Genomic DNA, 19,299 nt, shown 5'->3' with positions numbered 1-19,299 from the left:
TCATGGTTCTCACACTGCTTTTTGGTGGCCAAGGTAGCCAAAAAATTGGCATGCTGCATCATTGGCTAGCACTGGAAAAAGTCAAGGAATGCGTCACCATTGCAAGTGATGTGTTGGGCGAGGATGCGCTTTTACTTGATCGGGAAGAGTCACTTGCCAACACCCGTGGGGTGCAACTTTCTTTATTAATCCTGCAATCTGGCATGGCTTTGGAACTTCAACAACGTGGGCTGGTGCCACAATTTGGAGCGGGGCATTCTTTGGGGGCATGGAGTGCAGCTGTTGCGGCTGGTTCACTAAACTTCGAGGATGCTGTCCGGTTGGTTGATATCCGTGCTCGCACGATGCACAATGCTGCCCCGGGTGATTACGGTATGTCAGCGGTGATCGGGCTTAACCGAGTGGCGTTGTCTAAAGCGGTGGATTCCTTGCGTGCAGAAGGCGAAGAGATCTGGCTTTCCAATCTTAATTCAGCAGAGCAATCCACGGTCTCTGGTTCGCATGCAGCGTTAGAGAAGATGGAAGCACTTGGTGCAAGCCTCGGAGCACGGAAAATAAAGAGGCTTAAAGTTGCAGTCCCCGCTCATAGCGCGTTGATGTCGCCTGCGAGGATCGCAGTGGCAAAAGCAATGGAGCATACAACCGTAGAATCACCCCGGTATCCGCTGCTTGCTAACTCTTCCAGCCGAATGATCCGCACTGGACCACAGGTTAAAAATGACCTAATAGAAGTAATCGATCAACCAGTGAAGTGGGGACCTGGTATCGCTTCACTTGCAGAACGCGGAGTGACTGACTGGATACAGGTCTCCCCCGGCAACACTTTGATTGGACTGCTTCGGGGGTTGGATACCGACTACACCGGATGGTGCGTAGATAATGTCGGCGTGGAGGAAACTATGGTGAAGGTGGGCGTCGAAAAGCATTAATGGGGCGTGCAAGCAGCATGCGCAAGGTCGCGTTGACCTGCGTCGGCAGCGGGCGCCCTGCCATCTTAACCAGACCGATCTCCCTGGTGGCTAGCTCCCCGTTGGGGCGCCTAACCTGCACCGTTGCAATATTAGGATCTAAATCGGCCATAATTTCCGGCAAAATGCACAAACCCAATCCAGAAGCCACGTAGGTGCGCAACGTGTAGGAAGAATCTGATTCCACCGAAATCGTTGGGGAGATTCCGGCCTCCGCACACAGCTGATCGGCAAGATCCCGCGTGGTGTATTTATTAGTCATGGCGACAAAGTGTTCGCCTTCCACTTCTTTCAATTCAACCGCATCATGTCGGGCAAGCCTGTGATCTTTAGGCACCACCAACACAATCTCCTGATTGCGGATAAATTGCCACGTGAATCGGGCATCTGTTGGCTTCGGCCCAATTATTGCCGCATCGATCTCCCCACGTTCAATCAGCCACAGCAAATCATCCGATGAACCTTCTGTGATGCTGACATTGGCAGGCAAACTACTTCTGCCAATTAATGGACCAAGCTCACCTGCGATGGAACGAAGCGTGCCAAGCCGCACAGGCCTTAAATTCCTGTCTCCCAAAAGATCTTCTAATGCAGGTTGAAACACTGATAGCGCTTCAATTGCTGCATCGGCTAAAGCTGCGCCTTCAGCAGTTAGTTCTATTCCCCGACCCCGGCGTTCAACCAAACGCACTGACAGTTCAGACTCCCACCGTGAAATGGTGCGCGACAACGCAGGCTGGGACATGCCTAAACGTGTTGCTGTTTGCGTGATGGTTTCTCCCCTGCGTAGCTCCCGAAGGACAGGAAGAATACCTACAAGCTGGGATAAGTAGTGATCAATGGGTAGGTTCACAGACTTTGTTTCGACTCCAATCAAGCGATTGATCCGCAATCTATATTCCATGCGTTTTTGCATGAATCTTTCGGATTTCATATTAGTGTGAGCCCACTCACCTTGGCAATATTGTGGGCAAGCTCACTTAAGATGCTTCACACTGTTGTAGAGCACACTATTTTTCAAACTGTGAGTATCCAAATGTCCATCAATACATCTCGCCTTTAATAAGGCACGAGACTTAGGAACAACAATGATTCTTTATGGCACAGCCGCCCTGGCAATATGCATGCTGATTGGGCAAATCCTTGGCACTTTCCTCGGCAACCTCATGGGAGTAGACGCAGATATCGGAGGCGTCGGATTCGCAATGGTGATGCTGATTTTTGTCACTGGTTGGCTCCGCAAAAAGGGACTTATGCCAGAACCCACCAAACAAGGAATCCTGTTCTGGTCCTCAATGTATATCCCCATCGTCGTGGGAATGTCATCAATTCAAAACGTCGCCGGCGCTGTTGACGGCGGAGTAATGGCACTTGTCGCAGGAGTAGTCACCGTGGTGTGCTGCGCCGGCATGGTTCCAATTCTTTCAAAGATCGGCAAGCCTTCTGAACCACTCCCACCGCTGCATGAAGAAGCTACGGAATTAGAAGTAGAAAAACCGCTTGTGTCTAACTCGGCAGAGAAAAGCTAGGAGATCACCATGGATATCGTGAATGAGATCATTCAAAAAAATGGTTTGGTTTTTGCCTTCGCGTGCGTCGGCGCATTGATGCTGGTGTCAAACTTTATCTCCCGAAAAGCTACCAAGGGACGGCTTCACGGATCAGCTATCGCCATCACATTGGCCTTGGTTCTAGCCTTCTTTGCCGGAAATTACACGGGTGGCACAAAAGGTATCAGTGATATTGCAGCGTTTAGCGGAATGGCAATCCTCGGCGGATCAATGTTGCGAGATTTCGCCATCATCTCCACCGCGTATGGTGTGGATGTTCGAGAAATCAAAAGAGCTGGCGCTGCGGGTGCGATTGCACTATTTATCGGAATTTTCGGTTCGTTTGCCATCGGCGCGATCATTGCGTTTGCTTTTGGCTACCGTGACCCTGAATCCCTAGCCACGGTCGGTGCAGGTGCTGCCACCTATATCGTTGGACCTGTCACAGGCACAGCAATTGGTGCAAGTTCAGAAATCATCGCACTGTCAGTAGCTATTGGTCTGGTGAAATCCGTTTTAGTCATGGTTGGCACCCCGCTTGCCGCAAAGTACATCGGATTGAATAATCCAAAATCTGCCATGGCTTTCGGCGGACTCATGGGCACTACCTCAGGAGTGGCCGGAGGTCTTGCTGCGACAGATCAGCGACTTGTACCTTATGGCGCGATGACCGCAACGTTTTACACCGGACTTGGTTGCCTGTTGGCACCATCAGTCTTCTACTTCATCATGCGACTCTTCTTCGGCTGATACTGCTGCAGCAGCTTTAGGCTTCCGAAGCATCACAGCCCCAATCACACCCATTGCTAACAACACAGCAACAGACATCCAGATCGCTGCAGCTGATCCACCATTACCAATGGAGGTCACTGCAAATGTGGGGTAATGCAGTGGCATCATGCCAGCAACTACCCGCCACACAAGGGCAATATCGGATACTGCGGTAACACTCCATACATGGCCAATTACTGCAGCTTGGGCTACCCATCCCAGCACAGAAACCACAATGGCGCCGGTAGTTCCCATCATGTCAAGAAGTACGCGGGAGAGAATTCCGGCAACAACGGTGGCAAGAAGCAAAATGCCTAGAGCTCCGAAGAGTGCCGCTACCGACATACCTAGAGCTACGGTGAACAAGATGATGCCACCGATTGCAGTGACACCAATGACAGCAAAGGCCAGCAGCCAGTAGTTTTTCAGCGTTGCCCATCCAAGTGCAGCACCAGCAAGCATGACCAGTGCAGAGATCAAGAAGGCGTACATCGGTGCTAGTGCGCTGGTTCGTTCTTCATCTGCTGCGGCTTCAATCGCACCGGCTGGAACTTGGGGTACTGGGAGAGCGCGTTGGACGGCGGAGGTTTTCTCTTCATTGAGTGCAGCCATGGATTCTAGTCGGTTTGCGCCCTCATCGAGTGCGGTAAAACCTTCAACCGCTGTTCCAACGCCTGCTTCTAGTTCTTTCAAACCTGCAGATAGTTCCGCTGCTCCGTTGGTGGCGCTGTAAATACCGTCGTGGAATCCATAACCAGGTACAGCTAATTGGTTGGCCAGGTCGCGGGTACCGGTGCGCAGTTGATCAAGTTGGTCGGTCATCTCTACGGAGATACCTAAGTTTTCTAGTTGGCTGCGAACATCGGAAATCTGCTTGCGTAGGTTTTGCGCTTCGGGAACTTTGCTTGCCGCGAGTTGTTTGTCTGCTTCATCAAGAGCGGCCCCGAGTTGCTGCTGCACAATCACAAGGCCGCCGATTTGTTCAACGGCATTTTGGACACCATCGGCGATCTCGGTTGCGCCGGTGCCCATTTGTCCAGTACCAGCTTGGAGTTGCACAAGACCATCGTGGAGTTGTGCTGCACCGTCAGCCGCGGCAGTAACGCTTTCGGCTAGCGGGGCGGCGCCGTCGATAAGCTGTTGTGTTCCTGCGGTTAATTCCTCAGTGCCTGAGGCGAGGAAGCCAGCTTGAACACCGGCTTCACCGGCGGCGCGGCGGGCGTCGATAAGCTCCTCATTGTTGGTGGCTACGGATGCTGCAGGCGCGCCGGTGACCTCGTCTGCTGATGACCACGCGCGTGAGACATCCAGATTGATGGCGGCGGCATAAATGGTGCCCGCGATGAGCGGGATTAAGAGCAGGAGGGCAGTCAAGATTTTTCTTGATCGTGTAGCAGCAGACATAGTGTGCAATTTAGTTATTGTTTAGAGGTTTATCAGGGAGGCGCACCGAAATGTGCTCTTGCTAACCGACTGAAGTAGTTTTGTAGTTGATCAAATTTTAAGGTAAATACCCTCCTGCATCACAGCGAAAGCCTTCGTTATAGGTCGGGTTCAATGGGTAATTAGGGATATTGCATGAGTTTGCTATTTGTTGTGGCGCTTGCTGTGATCTCAGTGATTTTTGCGCCAATTTCGGTCAAGGTGATTGATCGAAAAGCTGGATGGCCTCTGGCTGCGATCTTTGCAGTCGCCGCATATTTTTTGGTGCGTGAAGCCGGGCCGATCCTGGATGGTCAAGCACTGACCTGGGATGTCACGTGGGTTCGTGATGTTTTGGGCACTGGCATAGACGTTAATTTTGCGTTGCGCGCGGATGCTTTGAGTCTGTTTTTTGCACTTCTAGCGCTGGTTATCGGCGCCGTGGTGTTTATTTATTCTGCAGAATATTTGCCTCGGAAAAAGGGCAATATTAGTTTTTACACCATCATGACGGCTTTTACCGCCGCCATTTTGCTGCTTGTTCTTGCCGATGACGTCTTTGTTCTCTTCGTTGCGTGGGAGCTGGTTTCACTCGCCTCGTTCATGCTGATTGCGCGCTCTGGTTCTTCCGGTGAATCAGGATCAATCCGCACATTGATTTTGACGTTCTTCGGTGGACTGACTTTGCTCACTGCGGTGGCTATCGCTGCGGTGCAGGCGGAAACCACCAGTTTAGATGGCATTTTGCACTCTACTTTCTGGGCGGACAAGCCAGTTGTAACTGCGGTGATTGCGGTATTGATTGCTATCTCCGCATTCACTAAATCTGCACAATTCCCCTTCCACTTCTGGCTGCCTGAGGCGATGGCTGCAGCAACTCCAGTTTCTGCTTTCCTACACGCTGCTGCTGTGGTCAAGGCCGGTATTTATCTACTTCTGCGTTTCAGCATTGTGTTCCACGATGTTGCAGTGTGGAATTGGCTGCTCATCATCATTGGTATGGGCACTGCGATTATGTCGGCGTATTTCGCGGTGCAGAAAACTGATCTGAAAAAACTCACCGCGTATTCCACGGTGTCGCATTTGGGTTGGATCGTGGCGACCATCGGCGTGGGCACGCCTTTCGCCCTCGGCGCTGCCATTGTGCACACGTTAAGCCATGCGCTGTTTAAGTCTTCTTTGTTCATGCTCATTGGCGTGATTGACCATCAAACCGGCACGCGCGATATTCGCCGCCTGGGATTCTTAGTGAAAAAGATGCCGTTCACGTTCGTCTCGGTATTAATCGGCGCACTATCCATGGCTGCGGTCCCGCCTTTGCTGGGATTTGTGTCCAAAGAAGGCATGCTCACCGCGTTCCTAGACGCCCCAATCGGCAACTCTTATGTGGTATTACTGCTGGTCGGAGCGGCAATCGGCGCAGTTTTAACCTTCACATATTCAGCTAAATTGGTCCTCGGCGCCTTCGTCGACGGCCCACGCAACATGTCACATGTCAAAGAAGCCCCGGTTTCCCTGTGGCTTCCAGCAGCGCTGCCTGGGCTCATGTCGTTGCCTTTAGTGCTTGTCCTTTCGCTTTTCGACGCCCCCCTCTCCGCCGCCGCCACCTCCGCTGCCGGGGAGTCAGCGCACCTGCACCTTGCGCTTTGGCATGGTGTGAACACCCCGCTGCTGATTTCTTTAGGTGTGCTGGCAGCTGGTGTTCTAGGAGTTATCTTCCGAAAAGAACTGTGGAAGATCGCAGAAACCAGCCCATTTCCCATCGCAACCGGCAACGACACCTTATCTATGCTGGTCTACCGCGCGAACCTTTTGGGCAAAACTTTTGGCCGCATGGCCGATTCCATGAGCCCCCGTAGGCACCTAGTTAGCCTCATCGTGCTGCTGTGGGCGCTGGCAGCGTTTGCCACCCTCCACCCTTCTATCCAGCTTGCACCGAAACAGCCAGGCATTGATCACTGGGTGGATCTGATTCCACTGGCAATCATCGGTTTGTCTGTCTTCGGCCTGGTGACCACCCGTAACCGCTTGAGTGCAGCTGTTCTAGTAGGAACCGTTGGTGTGGGTGTGTCCTTCCAAATGTTGCTGCTTGGCGCGCCCGATGTTGCGCTGACCCAGTTCTTGGTAGAAGGCCTCGTAGTGGTGATCATCATGATGGTCATCCGCCACCAACCCAACAAATTCAAGCGCATCAAACACAGCCGCAGACGCAGCACCGTTTTGGTCTCCGTATTGGCTGCTTTCGCAGCATTCATGGCCGTGTGGGGTCTGCTTGGAAGACACGAACGCTCCGAACTAGCCATGTGGTACCTCAACGAAGGACCAGAGATCACCTCCGGTGCCAACGTAGTGAACACCATTTTGGTGGAATTCCGTGCACTTGATACTTTGGGCGAGCTTTCCGTACTGGGCATGGCTGCTGTGGTTATCGGCGCTGTCGTGGCATCAATGCCTCGCCATCCTTTTGCCAAGGGCACCCACCCTCGCCCATTTGGTCAATCCCAGCTCAACTCCATTCCGTTGCGCATGCTGGTTAAAGTGCTTGTTCCCGCACTGTGCTTCTTAAGCTTCATTGTGTTCATGCGTGGACACAACGATCCAGGCGGTGGATTCATCGCAGCACTGATTGCTGGCGCAGCGCTGATGTACCTGTACCTATCTAAAGCCCGCGATGGTCGCATATTCAACCAAAACGTCCCATTCATCCTCACCGGAATCGGCATCTTGATGGCCGTGTTCTCCGGCGTTTTGGGTCTGACCCACGGTTCCTTCCTCTACGCCATCCACTTCAACTTCGCAGGCCAGCACTGGACCACCTCGATGATCTTCGACCTCGGCGTTTACCTCGCCGTGCTCGGCATGGTGTCCATGGCTATCAACGGCCTCGGCGGTTACCTGCGCCCAGGCTCTGACATCAAGGATCTGGATTACGCCCGCCAAAGCGGACCACTTCCGGCAACCCCAGCTGTGGAACCTGAACCAGATGGCGATGAAGACTGGCCGGAGCCAATGAACCCAGCAAGTGGAAACTCTAAGGAGGTAACCCGATGATTCTCGCATTCACCGTGGCAATCCTATTCGGCGGAGGTGTCTACCTCATCCAGCAGCGCGGCATGGTGCGCATCGTTTTCGGCATGTCATTAATCGGCCACGCCGCCAACCTCACCATTTTGTACTCCGGCGTTCCAGCGTGGCGTGGCGAAGCATTCCCAGACCGCACCGCGCTTGCCGACGCCGCCGATCCCCTCCCCCAGGCGTTCGTGCTGACTGCGATCGTGATCGCCATGGCGACCACCACCATCATGTTGGCGTTGGCAGCTTTGGGACGTGGCGATGACACCCGCTCAATCGAACCGGATGATGATCAATCCCCTTTGACCACTTCAGCTCGCTCCGTGATCAACCCAACTGACCAGGAGGATAAAGCTTAAATGGCCATGGATGTTCTCCTTCCTATTTTCGTTGCAGTTCCCCTTGCTGCCTCTGCCATTGCGGTGCTTCTGCCGTGGCGTCTCATCCGCGATATTTTGCACATCATCGTGCCTTTCGCGGGTATTTTTGCTGGCATCTGGCTGTTTGCACACACCGCTGAACACGGCCCGATTGCTCACAACGTGGGCCTTTATGTTGGTGGCGTGGCAATCCCCTTTGCTGCCGATACGTTCAGCGCCATCATGTTGATCACCACCTCCATCGTGGCTGTCACCGCCAACTGGTTTGCCACCATCGTTGGTGAAACCCGCGCACGTTTCTACCCAGCGCTCACATTGATGCTGATCACGGGCGTTAACGGTGCTCTTCTGACCGCCGATCTGTTCAACTTCTTCGTGTTCATCGAAGTCATGCTGCTGCCGTCCTACGGTTTGATCGCCATGACTGGTACTTGGGCACGCCTGGCGTCTGGCCGAATTTTCGTGCTGGTTAACCTGTCCGCGTCGACCCTGCTGGTTGCAGGTGTGGCGATTGTCTACGGCGTTGTCGGTTCTGTAAATATCGCAGCGCTTCAAGATGTCGTAGAGGGCAACCCACTGGCTGCCACCGCCATGGGCATCGTGGTTATCGCCATCGCCGTTAAGGCCGGAGTTTTCCCCGTCCACACCTGGCTGCCCCGCACCTACCCCGGTACCTCTGCTGCCGTGATGGGCTTGTTCTCTGGTTTGCACACCAAAGTCGCGGTCTACATGCTCTACCGCATTTGGGTGCACATCTTTGACATCGATCCCACCTGGAACTGGCTGATCGTGGCCTTCATGGTGGTATCCATGCTGGTCGGTGGCTTCGCAGGCCTTGGTGAAAACTCCATCCGCCGCGTCCTTGCCTACCAAATGGTCAACGGCATGCCATTCATTCTCATCATGATGGCGTTTACCTCCGACGATCCACAGCGCGCACTCGCCGCTGGTTTGTTGTACACCTTGCACCACATGATCACCATCGGCGCGCTGGTCCTGACCTCCGGCGCGATCGAAGAAACCTACGGCACCGGCATGCTGTCCAAACTGTCCGGCCTTGCGCGCCGCGAGCCCGTCGTCGCAGCAGTGTTCGCCGCAGGTGCCTTCTCTGTTGTCGGTTTCCCACCGTTTTCGGGTATGTGGGGCAAAGCGCTGATCCTGCTGGAAATCGCCCGCGTCGGCAATGTCGCAGCATGGATCGCTATCGCCGCAATCATCATCGCCAGCATCGGTGCGCTGTTCTCCATGATCCGCGTGTGGCGCGAAGTCTTTTGGGGTGGCTCGATGCAGCAGCGCGGCGTTTCGCCGCAGCTGCGCATCAGCGCCGCAAAAATCGCCCCAGCACTCAGCCTTGTCATTTTATCGGTAGGCATGTTCATCTTCGCGGGCCCGCTTATCGACGCGACCCTCACCGCCACCGACGGCCTCTTGAACACCGATGCATATCAGCAGGCCGTGCTCGGTGAAAATGCCATTGGTGTGCCAAGCCCTAGCTACCAGGGAGGAAACTAATGCTTAACGCCCTGAAATTCATTCCGTGGCTGATCGGCCAGATTTTCCTCTCTGGCTTCAGCGTAATCACCGCCGCGGTGAAAAAAGACACTGGCTTCAACCCCGTTGTTATCCGCTACCCACTTCGAGTGACCACGGACTTCCAAATCGCCGCCCTGTCCACCTGCATCACCGCGACACCTTCCACCCTGTCCCTCGGACTGCGCGAACCCCGCAATCCCGGCGACCCCACTATTTTGCTGATCCAGGCAGTGTTTGGTTCCGATCCCGTGGAAGTTTTTGAATCCATCGCTGACATGGAACAGCGCCTCGTCCCGTCGGTCGCTTCAATTGACCATGGAGTCCCAGGCCAAGGCCCTTACAAGGAGATCCGCCCAGGCGATGCCGAATGGCCAAGCCGCGAGATCGCTGACACCGCCCAAAACACCGTCAGCAAAGACAAGAGGGAGTTTTAAAAACAACATGACTGCTTTTGAAATTGTCACCACAGTTGGCATCTGCATGTTTGCGCTCTCCCTTTTATCTGCCCTGGTTCTTATTCTGCGCACCAAAGATTTCCTCACCCGCGCTGTGCTTTCCGACATGGTTTTCTACTCCATGATCGCGATCTACCTCATCTGGGTACTCAACAACCCAACCTCGATCGCCTTTGAGATTGCACTTCTTGCCGCAGTCTTAGGTGGCGTACTCCCAACCCTGTCCATGGCTCGCATCATTTCGAAGGGACGCAGGTAAATGACCATTCCAGAGATCATCGTCTCCATCCTCGTGATCCTCGCAGGTCTGTTTTCTCTAGGTACTGCAATCGCTTTGTGGCGAGCACCGGATCCGCTCACCCGAGCCAATCTGCTTGGCCCCACCGTGGGTGTTTCCATTCCGCTGCTCATCATTGCGCTGCTGATTCACAGCTGGTCCGTTGATGGATTTAACCCCAACAACTTCATCCGTGCGATCATCGCCATCATCGGCGTGTGGGTCATCGGTTCCGTTGGTTCCTACTACATGGGACGCTCTATCTATGGTGTGACCGTGGTGGATAATAGACGATCCAAATAAACTGCTTTTAAAAAAGGGGCGTGCCAACAAGTTATTGCTGGCACGCCCCTTTTTATTGCTCTTATTCAGCTAGCAAAGCTTGGACTCGATTATCGATCTGATCCCGCACAATACGCATGCGTTCCATTCCTTGAGCATCCGGCTCCACAATTGACCAACGCTCAAGTGTGCCTGTTGCGGCTTCAGGCATATCTATCTGCGCATCATCGCCCAAAATGATCACGCGATCGACAGTGCTCAGCAGCTCCGGATCAATCCCTTTGGGAATTCCTTGCGACATATCAGCACCCACCTCAGCGATGGATTCCACAGACAATTGGTTTAGCCCCTGGGCAGGCTTGGTTCCGGCAGAATGGATCTCTACTGAATCTGACGCATACTTCTGTGCCAGCGCCGCCGCCATCTGTGATTTTCCGCCATTTCCGACGCACACAAACAAAACTGATTTCATGATCCTGCATTCTCCTTTTTAAAGATTTTTGGTCCAAGCCACAACATGACATAAACCAATCCAACTAATACTGGGACTTCAATCAAAGGGCCGATCGTTCCGGCTAACGCCTGCGGTGATGTCGCACCAAATGTGCCAATCGATACTGCAATCGCTAGTTCGAAGTTGTTTCCTGCTGCAGTAAAAGACACGGAAGCAGCACGCTCATAAGTTAACCCGGATAGTTTGGATACCACCAGGGAAATGAAAAACATACCCACAAAATAAATCAACAATGGCAGTGCTAGCCGAGCCACCGTCCATGGCTGCGCTGTAATTTCATCCCCCTGCAAAGAAAACAGCACAACAATTGTGTACAGCAAACCTATCAGCGCCAAGGGTGAAATCTTGGGCAGGAACGTGTCTTCGTACCAGCGTCGTCCCTTTGCTTTTTCACCAATGACGCGGGATAAAACACCAGCTACAAGTGGTACGCCCAAGAACACGAGAACGGATGTCACGATTGATATCACAGAGAAAGTCACCGACGTGGTGTCAAGCCCCAGCCACGAGGGAAGAATCTGCAAGTAAAACCAACCAAGCACACCGAACATGAGGATCTGGAACACCGAGTTAATGGCTACCAGCACAGCAGTTGCTTCCCGGTCGCCACAGGCAAGATCACTCCATACCAAAACCATCGCGATACAGCGCGCAAGGCCGACAATAATTAGCCCAGTGCGAAGCTCTGGTTGATCGGGAAGAAACAGCCACGCCAGGATAAACATGAGTGCTGGTCCAACGATCCAGTTCAACACAATCGACACCACCATGAGAGTGCGGTCTGTGGTGATTTCTTTAGTTTTGTCGTAGCGCACCTTGGCCAAAGGTGGATACATCATGACGATCAGGCCAATGGCAATTGGAATGGAAATTCCACTGATTTCCACCGCACTCAAAAGCGTCCCAATTCCTGGAAAAACCTTGCCGATCATCAATCCGGCCGCCATCGCCAAGAAGATCCAAGCGGCTAACCAGCGGTCGAGGAACGACATCGAGCTTGTCGGATGCTCTTTAGTAAGGGTCATGAGCCAACTTTCAATCATATTGATGTTTGTCGATATAAAAATACCTTCAATATCGATGCACGTCAATATATAATGACGAACATGACCACACCCATCGACCTACCGCTCATTAACCCTGCAGAATGCTGCTCACTAGCGGCAGAACCTCTCAGTGAGGACGATGCCGAACGTTACGCCGAGATTTTCAAAGCGCTCGGGGAGCCAGTTCGTTTGAGAATCCTGTCCCACCTTGCAGCAGAAGGTTGCGCCCCCACTACGGTCAACGAACTCACCGAGATCATGGGACTTAGTCAACCCACCATCTCCCACCACCTGAAAAAGATGACTGACGCTGGTCTATTGGTAAGAATCCCTGAAGGTCGTACCGTCTTCCACCAAGTTCAACCGGAGACGTTCGCCAGCCTGCGCACAATCCTTCAAATCGGCTAAAAATAATTAGATGTAGAACACATGCCAATGCAGAGAACTATCAAATCTCATACATTAGCCTCGTAGGGGCAAGCTCATTTTCCATGCAGTATTTTTTAAGGAGTCCCTATGCGTTTCAAGTCAGTTGCAGCTATCGTACTTTCCACCGCAGTAATTATGGGCGCAACCGCAAGTGTTGCTAATGCTCAGCAGGTTAGCCCTAGTTCCATGATTGAGATCCCTCAAGAATTCGTCCAGACCGTGCAGAACTTCGTGCCAGGAATCTCCTACGCCGATGCTGAATCTGCAATCCAGAGCACCGCAGGTTCGGTTGCACTAAACAGCACCGCTAGCATCATCCTTCCAATCGTTCTCCCATTCCTCGGTTTGGGAGCCATCGGTTCTGCAGCTCTGTCTGCTTAAGACCTCTCGAATTAAACAAAAATCCGCATCCCTTTCAGGTTGAGGGCACGCGGATTTTTGTTATTTATACAGTTTTAGAACAGGTTCACCAGTCCAACAAAAACGATGGTGCCAGCGCCAACGCTGAGCAGCGTGCGCCGACCACCAAGAAGATGCGCCACCACCGTAATCACAACAGCAATGAGGCCAAGAGTTAGAGTCTTTAGATCTATCGTGTTGCCGCGAAATGTAGAGGCGGTCAAAATTGCAAGGATTCCTGCAGGCATCCACATCGCCATTTTGCCCACAAATTGTGATTCACGCAGAGGTTTGAGGATTAAGAACGGAACCGCCCGGAGCGCAAAAGTAATGACTGCACACACCGCGACAACAAGGAGAATATAGGAGAAATCAGTTGTCATTTAGCAGCCTTTCCCAAGAAGAAGTACCGGATAGTCAACAGCCCTAAGAAGATCAGCAGCGCTGCAAATAGGGCCTGGCCTGGAATTACCACAAGAGCGATGGTGAAGCTCAAAGCTGCGAGCAGCAAAGAAGGGATCTGTTTCTTCGTTCGACAGGAATCCAAAGTCAGCGTGACAAAGAGAGCACAAAGAGCGAATTCGAGGCCCTTAATTTCAAAAGGGATTAACTCTGCGATCGCCACTCCGGTGAGACCGCCGAATACCCAGTAGGAGTGAAACGCTATTTGCATCGAGATAAGTCGCCACGCTGACCAGCCTGCGGGCCTGGCCGCAGTGACTGCGTAGGCTTCGTCGATAAGCGCAAAAACCGAATAGAAGCGAGCAATGGGGTTTTTGACCACATGCAGCGGGAATGAAAACGCATAGAATACGTGGCGGAAGTTCACCAGCAATGTGGTGAGCGCGATGGCGCCCAAGGGAGCTGCACCGACAACAAGGGCGATGACCAACATTTCCGTGGAACCTGCGAAGATGAGTCCGGAAAATAGTGGAGCCGCCCACCATTCGTATCCGTATTGAATAACCAAGAGACCAAACGCAATACCAATCGGATACATACCCAAACCTGCAGCAAGGGAGGTTTTTAGACCTTGCGCGATTTCGTAGCGCCGATAACCTTTATCCCCTGGTTCCAGGGCCGCCTTGGACGCTGAAACCTCCAGGCTTGAATGAATCTCTTGCGTTTTTTGCACATTACAATCATCACACAAATACCGGGTAGTTTTGTTGCCAGTTTGCGCACCTCAAATAGGCTATTGTGCAATATATGAAGCTTGATTCCATTGATCGCGCAATTATTGCTGAGCTTAGCGCGAATGCACGTATCTCAAATCTCGCACTAGCTGACAAAGTGCGTCTCACCCCGGGACCTTGCTTGAGGAGGGTGCAGCGTTTGGAGGCCGAGGGAATCATTTTGGGCTACAGTGCAGACATTCACCCCGCGGTGATGAATCGTGGATTTGAGGTGACCGTGGATGTTACACTCAGCAACTTTGACCGCTCCACAGTAGATAACTTTGAAAGCTCCGTTGCGCAGCACGATGAAGTGTTGGAGCTACATAGGCTTTTTGGTTCGCCCGATTATTTTGTCCGCATTGGTGTTGCCGATTTGGAAGCGTATGAACAATTTCTGTCTAACCACATCCAAACCGTGCCAGGAATTGCAAAGATCTCATCACGTTTTGCCATGAAAGTGGTCAAACCAGCGCGTCCCCAAGTGTGAAACATGTAGTTTGGAACATGAATCTTTTTTATCTAGTGAAGGACTGATCCCATGCGCATGAAATCTATCGCAGCAATTGCAATCACTACCGCAGCCCTGGCTGGAGGCACTGGAGTCGCTAGCGCGCAGGAAGCTGGCTCGACCACTGGTTCCTCCAACCTCAGCTCTGGGATCCAGCTTCCACAAGAAGTCACTGATCTGTTAAGCTTCCTGCCTGCCGCTCAAGCTGCACAGGTTGAAGGTGCAATTCAGAGCACCGCTGGCTTCTTTGCCGTTGGACTCGGCTCCACCGCCATCGGTTCCACCGCAGTAACCTTGGGAATTGCGGATCTGCTGTCTAGCTAATTTTTCTCAACTAGCTTCAAAGACAAATGAGGGCCTATCCACCATTGGCGGATAGGCCCTCATTTTAGGTCAGAAGGACTTACGCCTTCTTCTGGAGGTAAAGCTCCTTGACGCGTGCGCCGAGGTTCTCATCAACCTTGTTCCAGTAGTCGTAGACACGTGGCTCGGTTTCCTCAGAGATACCCTGCATTGCGTTGGAGATGTTGTCTGCCAAACGCTCCTTCTCGCCCTCATCCAGAACCTCGCGGTAAAGGATGCCTGGCTGGATGAAGTCATCATCATCCTGGTGCTTAACGTATGCAGCGCGAACCAGATCGGTGCCGTGTGGATCTGGGTTGACGTAGATATCGTCAGCCTGGCCGTAGGAGGTGTGGTTGGAGGAAGAGTCCTGACCATTGTCCAAGTAGCCTGCACCCTTGTCGTAGCGGTTAGGGCTGTAGGATGGCTCGCCTTCAGCATCGAAGATGTACTGCATGGAACCTTCGCGGCTGTAGGTGTTGACCTCGTTGATTGGACGGTTTACTGGCAGATCGCGGTAGTTAGGTCCAATGCGGTAACGCTGCTGATCAGCATATGCGAAGACACGGGCCTGAAGCATGCGGTCTGGGGACAGTCCAACACCTGGAACGATGTTGCCTGGATCCAGTGCAATCTGCTCGATCTGTGCGAAGAAGTTGCGTGGGTTGCGGTTCAGAATGAAGTAACCAACTGGGATCAGTGGGTAATCCTTCTGAGACCAGGTCTTGGTCAGATCGAATGGGTTCCAACGGTAGTTCTCTGCATCCTCGAAAGGCATGATCTGAACCTTGACGTCCCAGATTGGGAAGTCGCCGTTTTCGATTGCGTTGTAAAGGTCCTCGCGCTGGTAATCAGCGTTCTGGCCAGCAACCTCTGCTGCCTCAGCGTCGGTGAAGCAATCCCAGCCCTGGCGGGTCTTGAAGTGGTACTTAACCCATACTGGCTTGCCTTCAGCGTTGATCCACTGGAAGGTGTGGGAGCCGAAACCATCCTGGTGGCGGGAGGTCTTAGGGGTACCGCGGTCACCCATCAGATAGGTCACCTGGTGTGCTGATTCAGGGGTGCGGGTCCAGAAATCCCACTGCATGTCTGCATCGCGCAGACCGTTCTTGTTGAGGCGCTTCTGGGAGTGGATGAAGTCAGGGAACTTCATGCCGTCACGAAGGAAGAAGGTTGGGGTGTTGTTACCCACGATGTCGTAGTTGCCCTCTTCAGTGTAGAAGCGAAGAGCGAAACCGTGAACGTCACGCCAGGTATCTGGGGAGCCCTGCTCACCAGCAACGGTGGAGAAACGAATAGCCAGTGGGGTGACCTTGCCGGGCTGGAAAAGGTCTGCCTTGGTGTACTGGGAAACGTCTTCAGTAATGTGCAGTTCACCGAAAGCGCCGTGGCCCTTTGCGTGAGGAATACGCTCTGGAACGTTCTCACGGTTAAAGTGTGCCAGCTTCTCAATGAGGTGGATGTCATTGAGAACGTTAGGCCCCTGTGGGCCTGCGGTTGTGGAGATGTTCTCAGATGGAACTGGCGCTCCGTTGTGGCGGGTGGTGTTTCCAGAAAGCTTTGGACGCATTCCGCGATCCACGATCTGGTCTACTGCTGACTGCTCAGACATTAGCCTTACCTTCCTTTTATGCGGGTTACCTATGGATTGAGTCTGATTGATAGTCTACCCGAGAATGTCACTTAGTGCCACCGCCCAAGTAAGTCTTTTACAAACTGCCAGCAAAAAGACAAAAGTATGATTCTTTTTGCCTATATTGACACCCCCTCCGGAGCTTTATGATGACCCCTCCCTGAGCTGGTATTCTGAGCCATTGTGAAGTCAAAAGAGCGCAACGACGCCCACGTCACCGAGCTGGCCCTTGCCGCCGGCCGTGGCGATCGCGCAGCACTCACCGATTTCATTCGAGAAACTCAAGATGATGTTTGGCGCCTTTTAGCTCACCTCGGCGGCCACGAAATCGCCGATGACCTCACCCAAGAAACCTACCTACGCGTCATGGGAGCCCTCCCCCGCTTCGCCGCGCGTTCCTCAGCACGCACCTGGTTGCTATCACTAGCCCGACGCGTCTGGGTCGACAACATCCGCCATGACATGGCACGCCCCCGCAAATCCATCGTCGAATACGAAAACACAGGTGCCACCGACGCTAGCAATGCGGGCATCTGGTCCGAGTGGATCGACGTCCGCACGCTTATCGACGCCCTCCCCCCAGAACGCCGCGAAGCCCTAATCCTCACCCAAGTATTGGGCTATACCTATGAAGAAGCAGCAAAAATTGCCGACGTGCGAGTAGGAACAATCCGTTCCCGCGTAGCGAGGGCACGAGCTGACCTTATCTCTGCCACAGCTGCCGGTGATTCATCTGAAGAAGATGGTAAATCCGCTCAAGGTTAGTGGATGGGTTCCATTTGTCAGACCTATTTAGCTACGCGATCAAAACGACTCTTACCCACCCTAGAATCCTTTGACCGCATTAATACTTTGTGTTTATCTAAAACTGAATCTTTAATTTTTACGCTCGCAGATGATTTTCCTCCGGCAATAGAAGTAATAACCCCGCCCCGAACGACAGCTCTTCGAGGTGCGCTTCCTTTAATCTTTCCCATATTTATCCTTAAGGTTCTTACTCATTTAAAAGTAATGATGCATCGCCCATGACGTCTACAACCTGGGATTTCTAACTCATCTTTCCACAAACTCTACATCAGTTCTTAGTACTAGGGCGCAGGTGCAACCTCTCAAAAAGCTTTCCTAGGAGTGGACCTAATGCTAGTGCACTAACAACTAGCACTGAAAACCCAGCCCCAAATGACCACAGAAGAATAAGTAGTGGTCGCTCCAGTCCACCCACAAGGCTTCCTGCCATCGTAAAGAGCAGTAGCGCACATACTCCTACAACGATACGAAGTGGATTAAGCATAGAAGATACAAAAATATGTTCTTTAGGAAAGATGAGAAAACTTACAAATACTGCTGGTGCCGCAAGCATTAGGGCCGCTGCATTTCCACCGACGCTACGCAGAGCATCAGTTGCATTGGGTAATAACAAAGCAAGTATAAAAATTCCGGCAGTTAATGTATTCGATAAAAGTGCAGTAACCCAAATTCCCCTTTTGGGAACCTCCAATTTTACCTTTGCATTTGCGGTCATGATCTCGGAAAAATTCGAGTGCACATGGGCAATGGGCGTCCTATTAGAGTCAGTTGGATAGCCGACCTGATGACCTTGATTGATGGGCTCAACTGGAAGCGATAACTCCTGAATATCTAACTCAGGCGGTGTATGAAATTCAAGATGGTATGATTTCGCCTCTGTCGGCATATGTGTTGGTAATTCAATTTCCATTGGAGCTGCTCGAAATGCGACACATACGCTACCCCACAATGACCTAAGAAGCCCTCTATCAGGTAATTCAACCACCCAGTGATATGAAAATTTTAAAACTTGCCTGACTCCAGAAGTTTCTGTGGGCAACAAACCCATCAACAAAAAATCAGTAGATAGATTCAAAAGCAAGTCTTTTGTTCCCACATCAAACCTCACTGCAGGATCATTACTATCCCATAATGTTTTACCCTCCCACATCCCACTTTCAATTAAGTTCGTTGCTTTTGCTAGGTTTCCTTTTTCTCTAGATGCCACAAGGGCACGCATCGCATCTTCAAGTTCGGATGTTCGCTCGATGCCATTTTTCTTCAAAAACAGCATGAGGACAGCCACCATTAGTTCACTAGTTTCTTCCGAACCAAGGATAGGAATGCTCGTCCCATCATTTCTCCAGACATCAAGATGACGCATCGGGCCTTTTTCAATGAACGCTAGCGGGACCGTTAGTTGTCCCTTTACGTCATTAATATCGTTATAACGGCGTTCAACTTCGTTGTACGCAAGCCGTGGGTCCGGTGGAGCTTCGCAATCCATGGAGTGTCTGAGTCTCCCTCGAGCTCCTTCGGATGGATGCACACTATCAACGCGTCGGTAGACCCAGTTTTTCCACTGAAAAATGACATCCGCTAAAGCTTCGGCCGCTAGCTCCGTTGCATTTTCATGTTCTTTATCGCTAGTACTATCAGCAGTGTTTTCCCTGCTAGAGAAACTAAAAAATTCTGGAAAATTCCACTTCACAAGCTCGCCCCCACCCCGTCGCCCCTCACACATTAAAACCCCG

At 52.2% G+C, this 19,299-nt stretch carries 22 protein-coding genes; 14 read left to right on the top strand and 8 right to left on the bottom strand.

Features of this window, described 5'->3' with window-relative positions:
- The first annotated feature begins 2 nt into the window (after positions 1 to 2).
- Entirely contained in the window at positions 3 to 929 is a 927-nt protein-coding gene (locus tag N24_RS02040; protein ID WP_096453883.1) for an ACP S-malonyltransferase, read from the top strand.
- On the opposite strand, the gene N24_RS02035 is transcribed toward N24_RS02040, so the two are convergent.
- Positions 898 to 1,821, bottom strand: a complete 924-nt coding sequence (locus N24_RS02035; RefSeq protein ID WP_231910826.1) for a LysR family transcriptional regulator — start codon at positions 1,819 to 1,821, stop codon at positions 898 to 900. The genes N24_RS02040 and N24_RS02035 overlap by 32 nt on opposite strands.
- A 235-nt stretch (positions 1,822 to 2,056) precedes the next feature.
- Between N24_RS02035 and madL the strand changes: the two genes are divergently transcribed.
- Positions 2,057 to 2,497 (top strand): malonate transporter subunit MadL, encoded by a 441-nt coding sequence (gene madL, locus N24_RS02030; protein WP_096453879.1) that lies wholly within the window; start codon positions 2,057 to 2,059, stop codon positions 2,495 to 2,497.
- 9 nt (positions 2,498 to 2,506) lie between these two features.
- Positions 2,507 to 3,268 (top strand): malonate transporter subunit MadM, encoded by a 762-nt coding sequence (gene madM / locus N24_RS02025; protein WP_096453877.1) that lies wholly within the window; start codon positions 2,507 to 2,509, stop codon positions 3,266 to 3,268.
- Here madM and N24_RS02020 read toward each other — a convergent pair.
- Positions 3,230 to 4,693, bottom strand: a complete 1,464-nt coding sequence (locus N24_RS02020; RefSeq protein WP_096453875.1) for an ABC transporter permease — start codon at positions 4,691 to 4,693, stop codon at positions 3,230 to 3,232. The genes madM and N24_RS02020 overlap by 39 nt on opposite strands.
- 174 nt (positions 4,694 to 4,867) lie before the next feature.
- On the opposite strand from N24_RS02020, the gene N24_RS02015 reads away from it, so the two are divergent.
- From N24_RS02015 to N24_RS01990, 6 genes are read left to right on the top strand one after another with little or no spacing between them, the layout of a single operon-like run.
- Positions 4,868 to 7,762, top strand: coding sequence for a DUF4040 family protein (locus tag N24_RS02015; protein ID WP_096453873.1), 2,895 nt, complete (start codon positions 4,868 to 4,870; stop codon positions 7,760 to 7,762).
- On the top strand, positions 7,759 to 8,142 hold the full coding sequence (locus N24_RS02010) for a cation:proton antiporter subunit C (protein WP_096453871.1): 384 nt from the start codon (positions 7,759 to 7,761) through the stop codon (positions 8,140 to 8,142). The genes N24_RS02015 and N24_RS02010 overlap by 4 nt, the downstream gene beginning before the upstream one ends.
- 6 nt (positions 8,143 to 8,148) lie before the next feature.
- The gene (locus N24_RS02005) at positions 8,149 to 9,675 is read left to right on the top strand and encodes a monovalent cation/H+ antiporter subunit D family protein (protein ID WP_197702418.1); all 1,527 of its coding nucleotides are present in this window, start codon (positions 8,149 to 8,151) and stop codon (positions 9,673 to 9,675) included.
- Entirely contained in the window at positions 9,675 to 10,130 is a 456-nt protein-coding gene (locus tag N24_RS02000) for a monovalent cation/H+ antiporter subunit E (protein WP_096453867.1), read from the top strand. The genes N24_RS02005 and N24_RS02000 overlap by 1 nt, the downstream gene beginning before the upstream one ends.
- 7 nt (positions 10,131 to 10,137) lie before the next feature.
- Positions 10,138 to 10,410, top strand: a complete 273-nt coding sequence (locus N24_RS01995) for a cation:proton antiporter (RefSeq protein WP_096453865.1) — start codon at positions 10,138 to 10,140, stop codon at positions 10,408 to 10,410.
- Entirely contained in the window at positions 10,411 to 10,731 is a 321-nt protein-coding gene (locus tag N24_RS01990; RefSeq protein ID WP_096453863.1) for a Na+/H+ antiporter subunit G, read from the top strand. It begins immediately after the preceding gene.
- Positions 10,732 to 10,792: 61 nt separating this feature from the next.
- Here N24_RS01990 and N24_RS01985 read toward each other — a convergent pair whose 3' ends face one another.
- Both N24_RS01985 and arsB read right to left on the bottom strand, forming a co-directional pair.
- Positions 10,793 to 11,182: an arsenate-mycothiol transferase ArsC gene (locus N24_RS01985; protein ID WP_096453861.1), complete on the bottom strand. Its 390-nt coding sequence runs from the start codon at positions 11,180 to 11,182 to the stop codon at positions 10,793 to 10,795.
- Positions 11,179 to 12,216 (bottom strand): ACR3 family arsenite efflux transporter, encoded by a 1,038-nt coding sequence (gene arsB / locus N24_RS01980; RefSeq protein WP_096453859.1) that lies wholly within the window; start codon positions 12,214 to 12,216, stop codon positions 11,179 to 11,181. The genes N24_RS01985 and arsB overlap by 4 nt, the downstream gene beginning before the upstream one ends.
- A gap of 114 nt (positions 12,217 to 12,330) precedes the next feature.
- Here arsB and N24_RS01975 point away from each other — a divergent pair, with 114 nt between their 5' ends.
- Together N24_RS01975 and N24_RS01970 are read left to right on the top strand one after the other, a co-directional pair.
- The gene (locus N24_RS01975; RefSeq protein WP_096459591.1) at positions 12,331 to 12,678 is read left to right on the top strand and encodes an ArsR/SmtB family transcription factor; all 348 of its coding nucleotides are present in this window, start codon (positions 12,331 to 12,333) and stop codon (positions 12,676 to 12,678) included.
- 108 nt (positions 12,679 to 12,786) lie between these two features.
- Positions 12,787 to 13,080, top strand: coding sequence for a hypothetical protein (locus N24_RS01970; protein WP_096453857.1), 294 nt, complete (start codon positions 12,787 to 12,789; stop codon positions 13,078 to 13,080).
- Positions 13,081 to 13,154: 74 nt separating this feature from the next.
- On the opposite strand, the gene brnE is transcribed toward N24_RS01970, so the two are convergent.
- On the bottom strand, positions 13,155 to 13,481 hold the full coding sequence (brnE, locus tag N24_RS01965; protein WP_096453855.1) for a branched-chain amino acid exporter BrnE: 327 nt from the start codon (positions 13,479 to 13,481) through the stop codon (positions 13,155 to 13,157).
- Positions 13,478 to 14,233 (bottom strand): branched-chain amino acid exporter BrnF, encoded by a 756-nt coding sequence (brnF, locus tag N24_RS01960; protein WP_096453853.1) that lies wholly within the window; start codon positions 14,231 to 14,233, stop codon positions 13,478 to 13,480. The genes brnE and brnF overlap by 4 nt, the downstream gene beginning before the upstream one ends.
- Positions 14,234 to 14,307: 74 nt before the next feature.
- Between brnF and N24_RS01955 the strand changes: the two genes are divergently transcribed.
- Entirely contained in the window at positions 14,308 to 14,763 is a 456-nt protein-coding gene (locus N24_RS01955) for an Lrp/AsnC family transcriptional regulator (RefSeq protein ID WP_167381992.1), read from the top strand.
- 51 nt (positions 14,764 to 14,814) lie between these two features.
- Entirely contained in the window at positions 14,815 to 15,108 is a 294-nt protein-coding gene (locus N24_RS01950) for a hypothetical protein (RefSeq protein ID WP_096453849.1), read from the top strand.
- Between the two features lie 79 nt (positions 15,109 to 15,187).
- Here the strand turns inward: N24_RS01950 and N24_RS01945 are convergent, their stop codons facing one another.
- Positions 15,188 to 16,738, bottom strand: coding sequence for a catalase (locus N24_RS01945; RefSeq protein ID WP_096453847.1), 1,551 nt, complete (start codon positions 16,736 to 16,738; stop codon positions 15,188 to 15,190).
- Between the two features lie 204 nt (positions 16,739 to 16,942).
- Here N24_RS01945 and N24_RS01940 point away from each other — a divergent pair, with 204 nt between their 5' ends.
- Positions 16,943 to 17,524, top strand: a complete 582-nt coding sequence (locus tag N24_RS01940) for an RNA polymerase sigma factor (protein ID WP_096453845.1) — start codon at positions 16,943 to 16,945, stop codon at positions 17,522 to 17,524.
- 310 nt (positions 17,525 to 17,834) lie between these two features.
- Here N24_RS01940 and N24_RS01935 read toward each other — a convergent pair whose 3' ends face one another.
- Entirely contained in the window at positions 17,835 to 19,256 is a 1,422-nt protein-coding gene (locus tag N24_RS01935; protein WP_231910824.1) for a hypothetical protein, read from the bottom strand.
- Positions 19,257 to 19,299: the final 43 nt, after the last annotated feature.

Origin of the sequence: Corynebacterium suranareeae (genome assembly GCF_002355155.1) — a bacterium.
GTDB classification, from domain to species: Bacteria; Actinomycetota; Actinomycetes; order Mycobacteriales; family Mycobacteriaceae; genus Corynebacterium; species Corynebacterium suranareeae.
Note: the sequence above shows the minus strand (reverse complement) of the source record. Positions and strands in the feature narration are given on the sequence as shown.

Excerpts from the sequence above, each read along its gene's own strand:
- brnE (WP_096453855.1), bottom strand. The coding sequence starts at position 13,481 with ATGACAACTGATTTCTCCTATATTCTCCTTGTTGTCGCGGTGTGTGCA.
- N24_RS01945 (WP_096453847.1), bottom strand. The coding sequence starts at position 16,738 with ATGTCTGAGCAGTCAGCAGTAGACCAGATCGTGGATCGCGGAATGCGT.
- N24_RS01990 (WP_096453863.1), top strand. The coding sequence starts at position 10,411 with ATGACCATTCCAGAGATCATCGTCTCCATCCTCGTGATCCTCGCAGGT.
- N24_RS02010 (WP_096453871.1), top strand. The coding sequence starts at position 7,759 with ATGATTCTCGCATTCACCGTGGCAATCCTATTCGGCGGAGGTGTCTAC.
- N24_RS02015 (WP_096453873.1), top strand. The coding sequence starts at position 4,868 with ATGAGTTTGCTATTTGTTGTGGCGCTTGCTGTGATCTCAGTGATTTTT.
- N24_RS01950 (WP_096453849.1), top strand. The coding sequence starts at position 14,815 with ATGCGCATGAAATCTATCGCAGCAATTGCAATCACTACCGCAGCCCTG.
- N24_RS01985 (WP_096453861.1), bottom strand. The coding sequence starts at position 11,182 with ATGAAATCAGTTTTGTTTGTGTGCGTCGGAAATGGCGGAAAATCACAG.
- N24_RS01995 (WP_096453865.1), top strand. The coding sequence starts at position 10,138 with ATGACTGCTTTTGAAATTGTCACCACAGTTGGCATCTGCATGTTTGCG.
- N24_RS02005 (WP_197702418.1), top strand. The coding sequence starts at position 8,149 with ATGGATGTTCTCCTTCCTATTTTCGTTGCAGTTCCCCTTGCTGCCTCT.
- N24_RS02040 (WP_096453883.1), top strand. The coding sequence starts at position 3 with ATGGTTCTCACACTGCTTTTTGGTGGCCAAGGTAGCCAAAAAATTGGC.
- N24_RS02020 (WP_096453875.1), bottom strand. The coding sequence starts at position 4,693 with ATGTCTGCTGCTACACGATCAAGAAAAATCTTGACTGCCCTCCTGCTC.
- N24_RS01970 (WP_096453857.1), top strand. The coding sequence starts at position 12,787 with ATGCGTTTCAAGTCAGTTGCAGCTATCGTACTTTCCACCGCAGTAATT.
- madL (WP_096453879.1), top strand. The coding sequence starts at position 2,057 with ATGATTCTTTATGGCACAGCCGCCCTGGCAATATGCATGCTGATTGGG.
- arsB (WP_096453859.1), bottom strand. The coding sequence starts at position 12,216 with ATGTCGTTCCTCGACCGCTGGTTAGCCGCTTGGATCTTCTTGGCGATG.
- N24_RS01975 (WP_096459591.1), top strand. The coding sequence starts at position 12,331 with ATGACCACACCCATCGACCTACCGCTCATTAACCCTGCAGAATGCTGC.
- N24_RS01955 (WP_167381992.1), top strand. The coding sequence starts at position 14,308 with ATGAAGCTTGATTCCATTGATCGCGCAATTATTGCTGAGCTTAGCGCG.
- madM (WP_096453877.1), top strand. The coding sequence starts at position 2,507 with ATGGATATCGTGAATGAGATCATTCAAAAAAATGGTTTGGTTTTTGCC.
- N24_RS02000 (WP_096453867.1), top strand. The coding sequence starts at position 9,675 with ATGCTTAACGCCCTGAAATTCATTCCGTGGCTGATCGGCCAGATTTTC.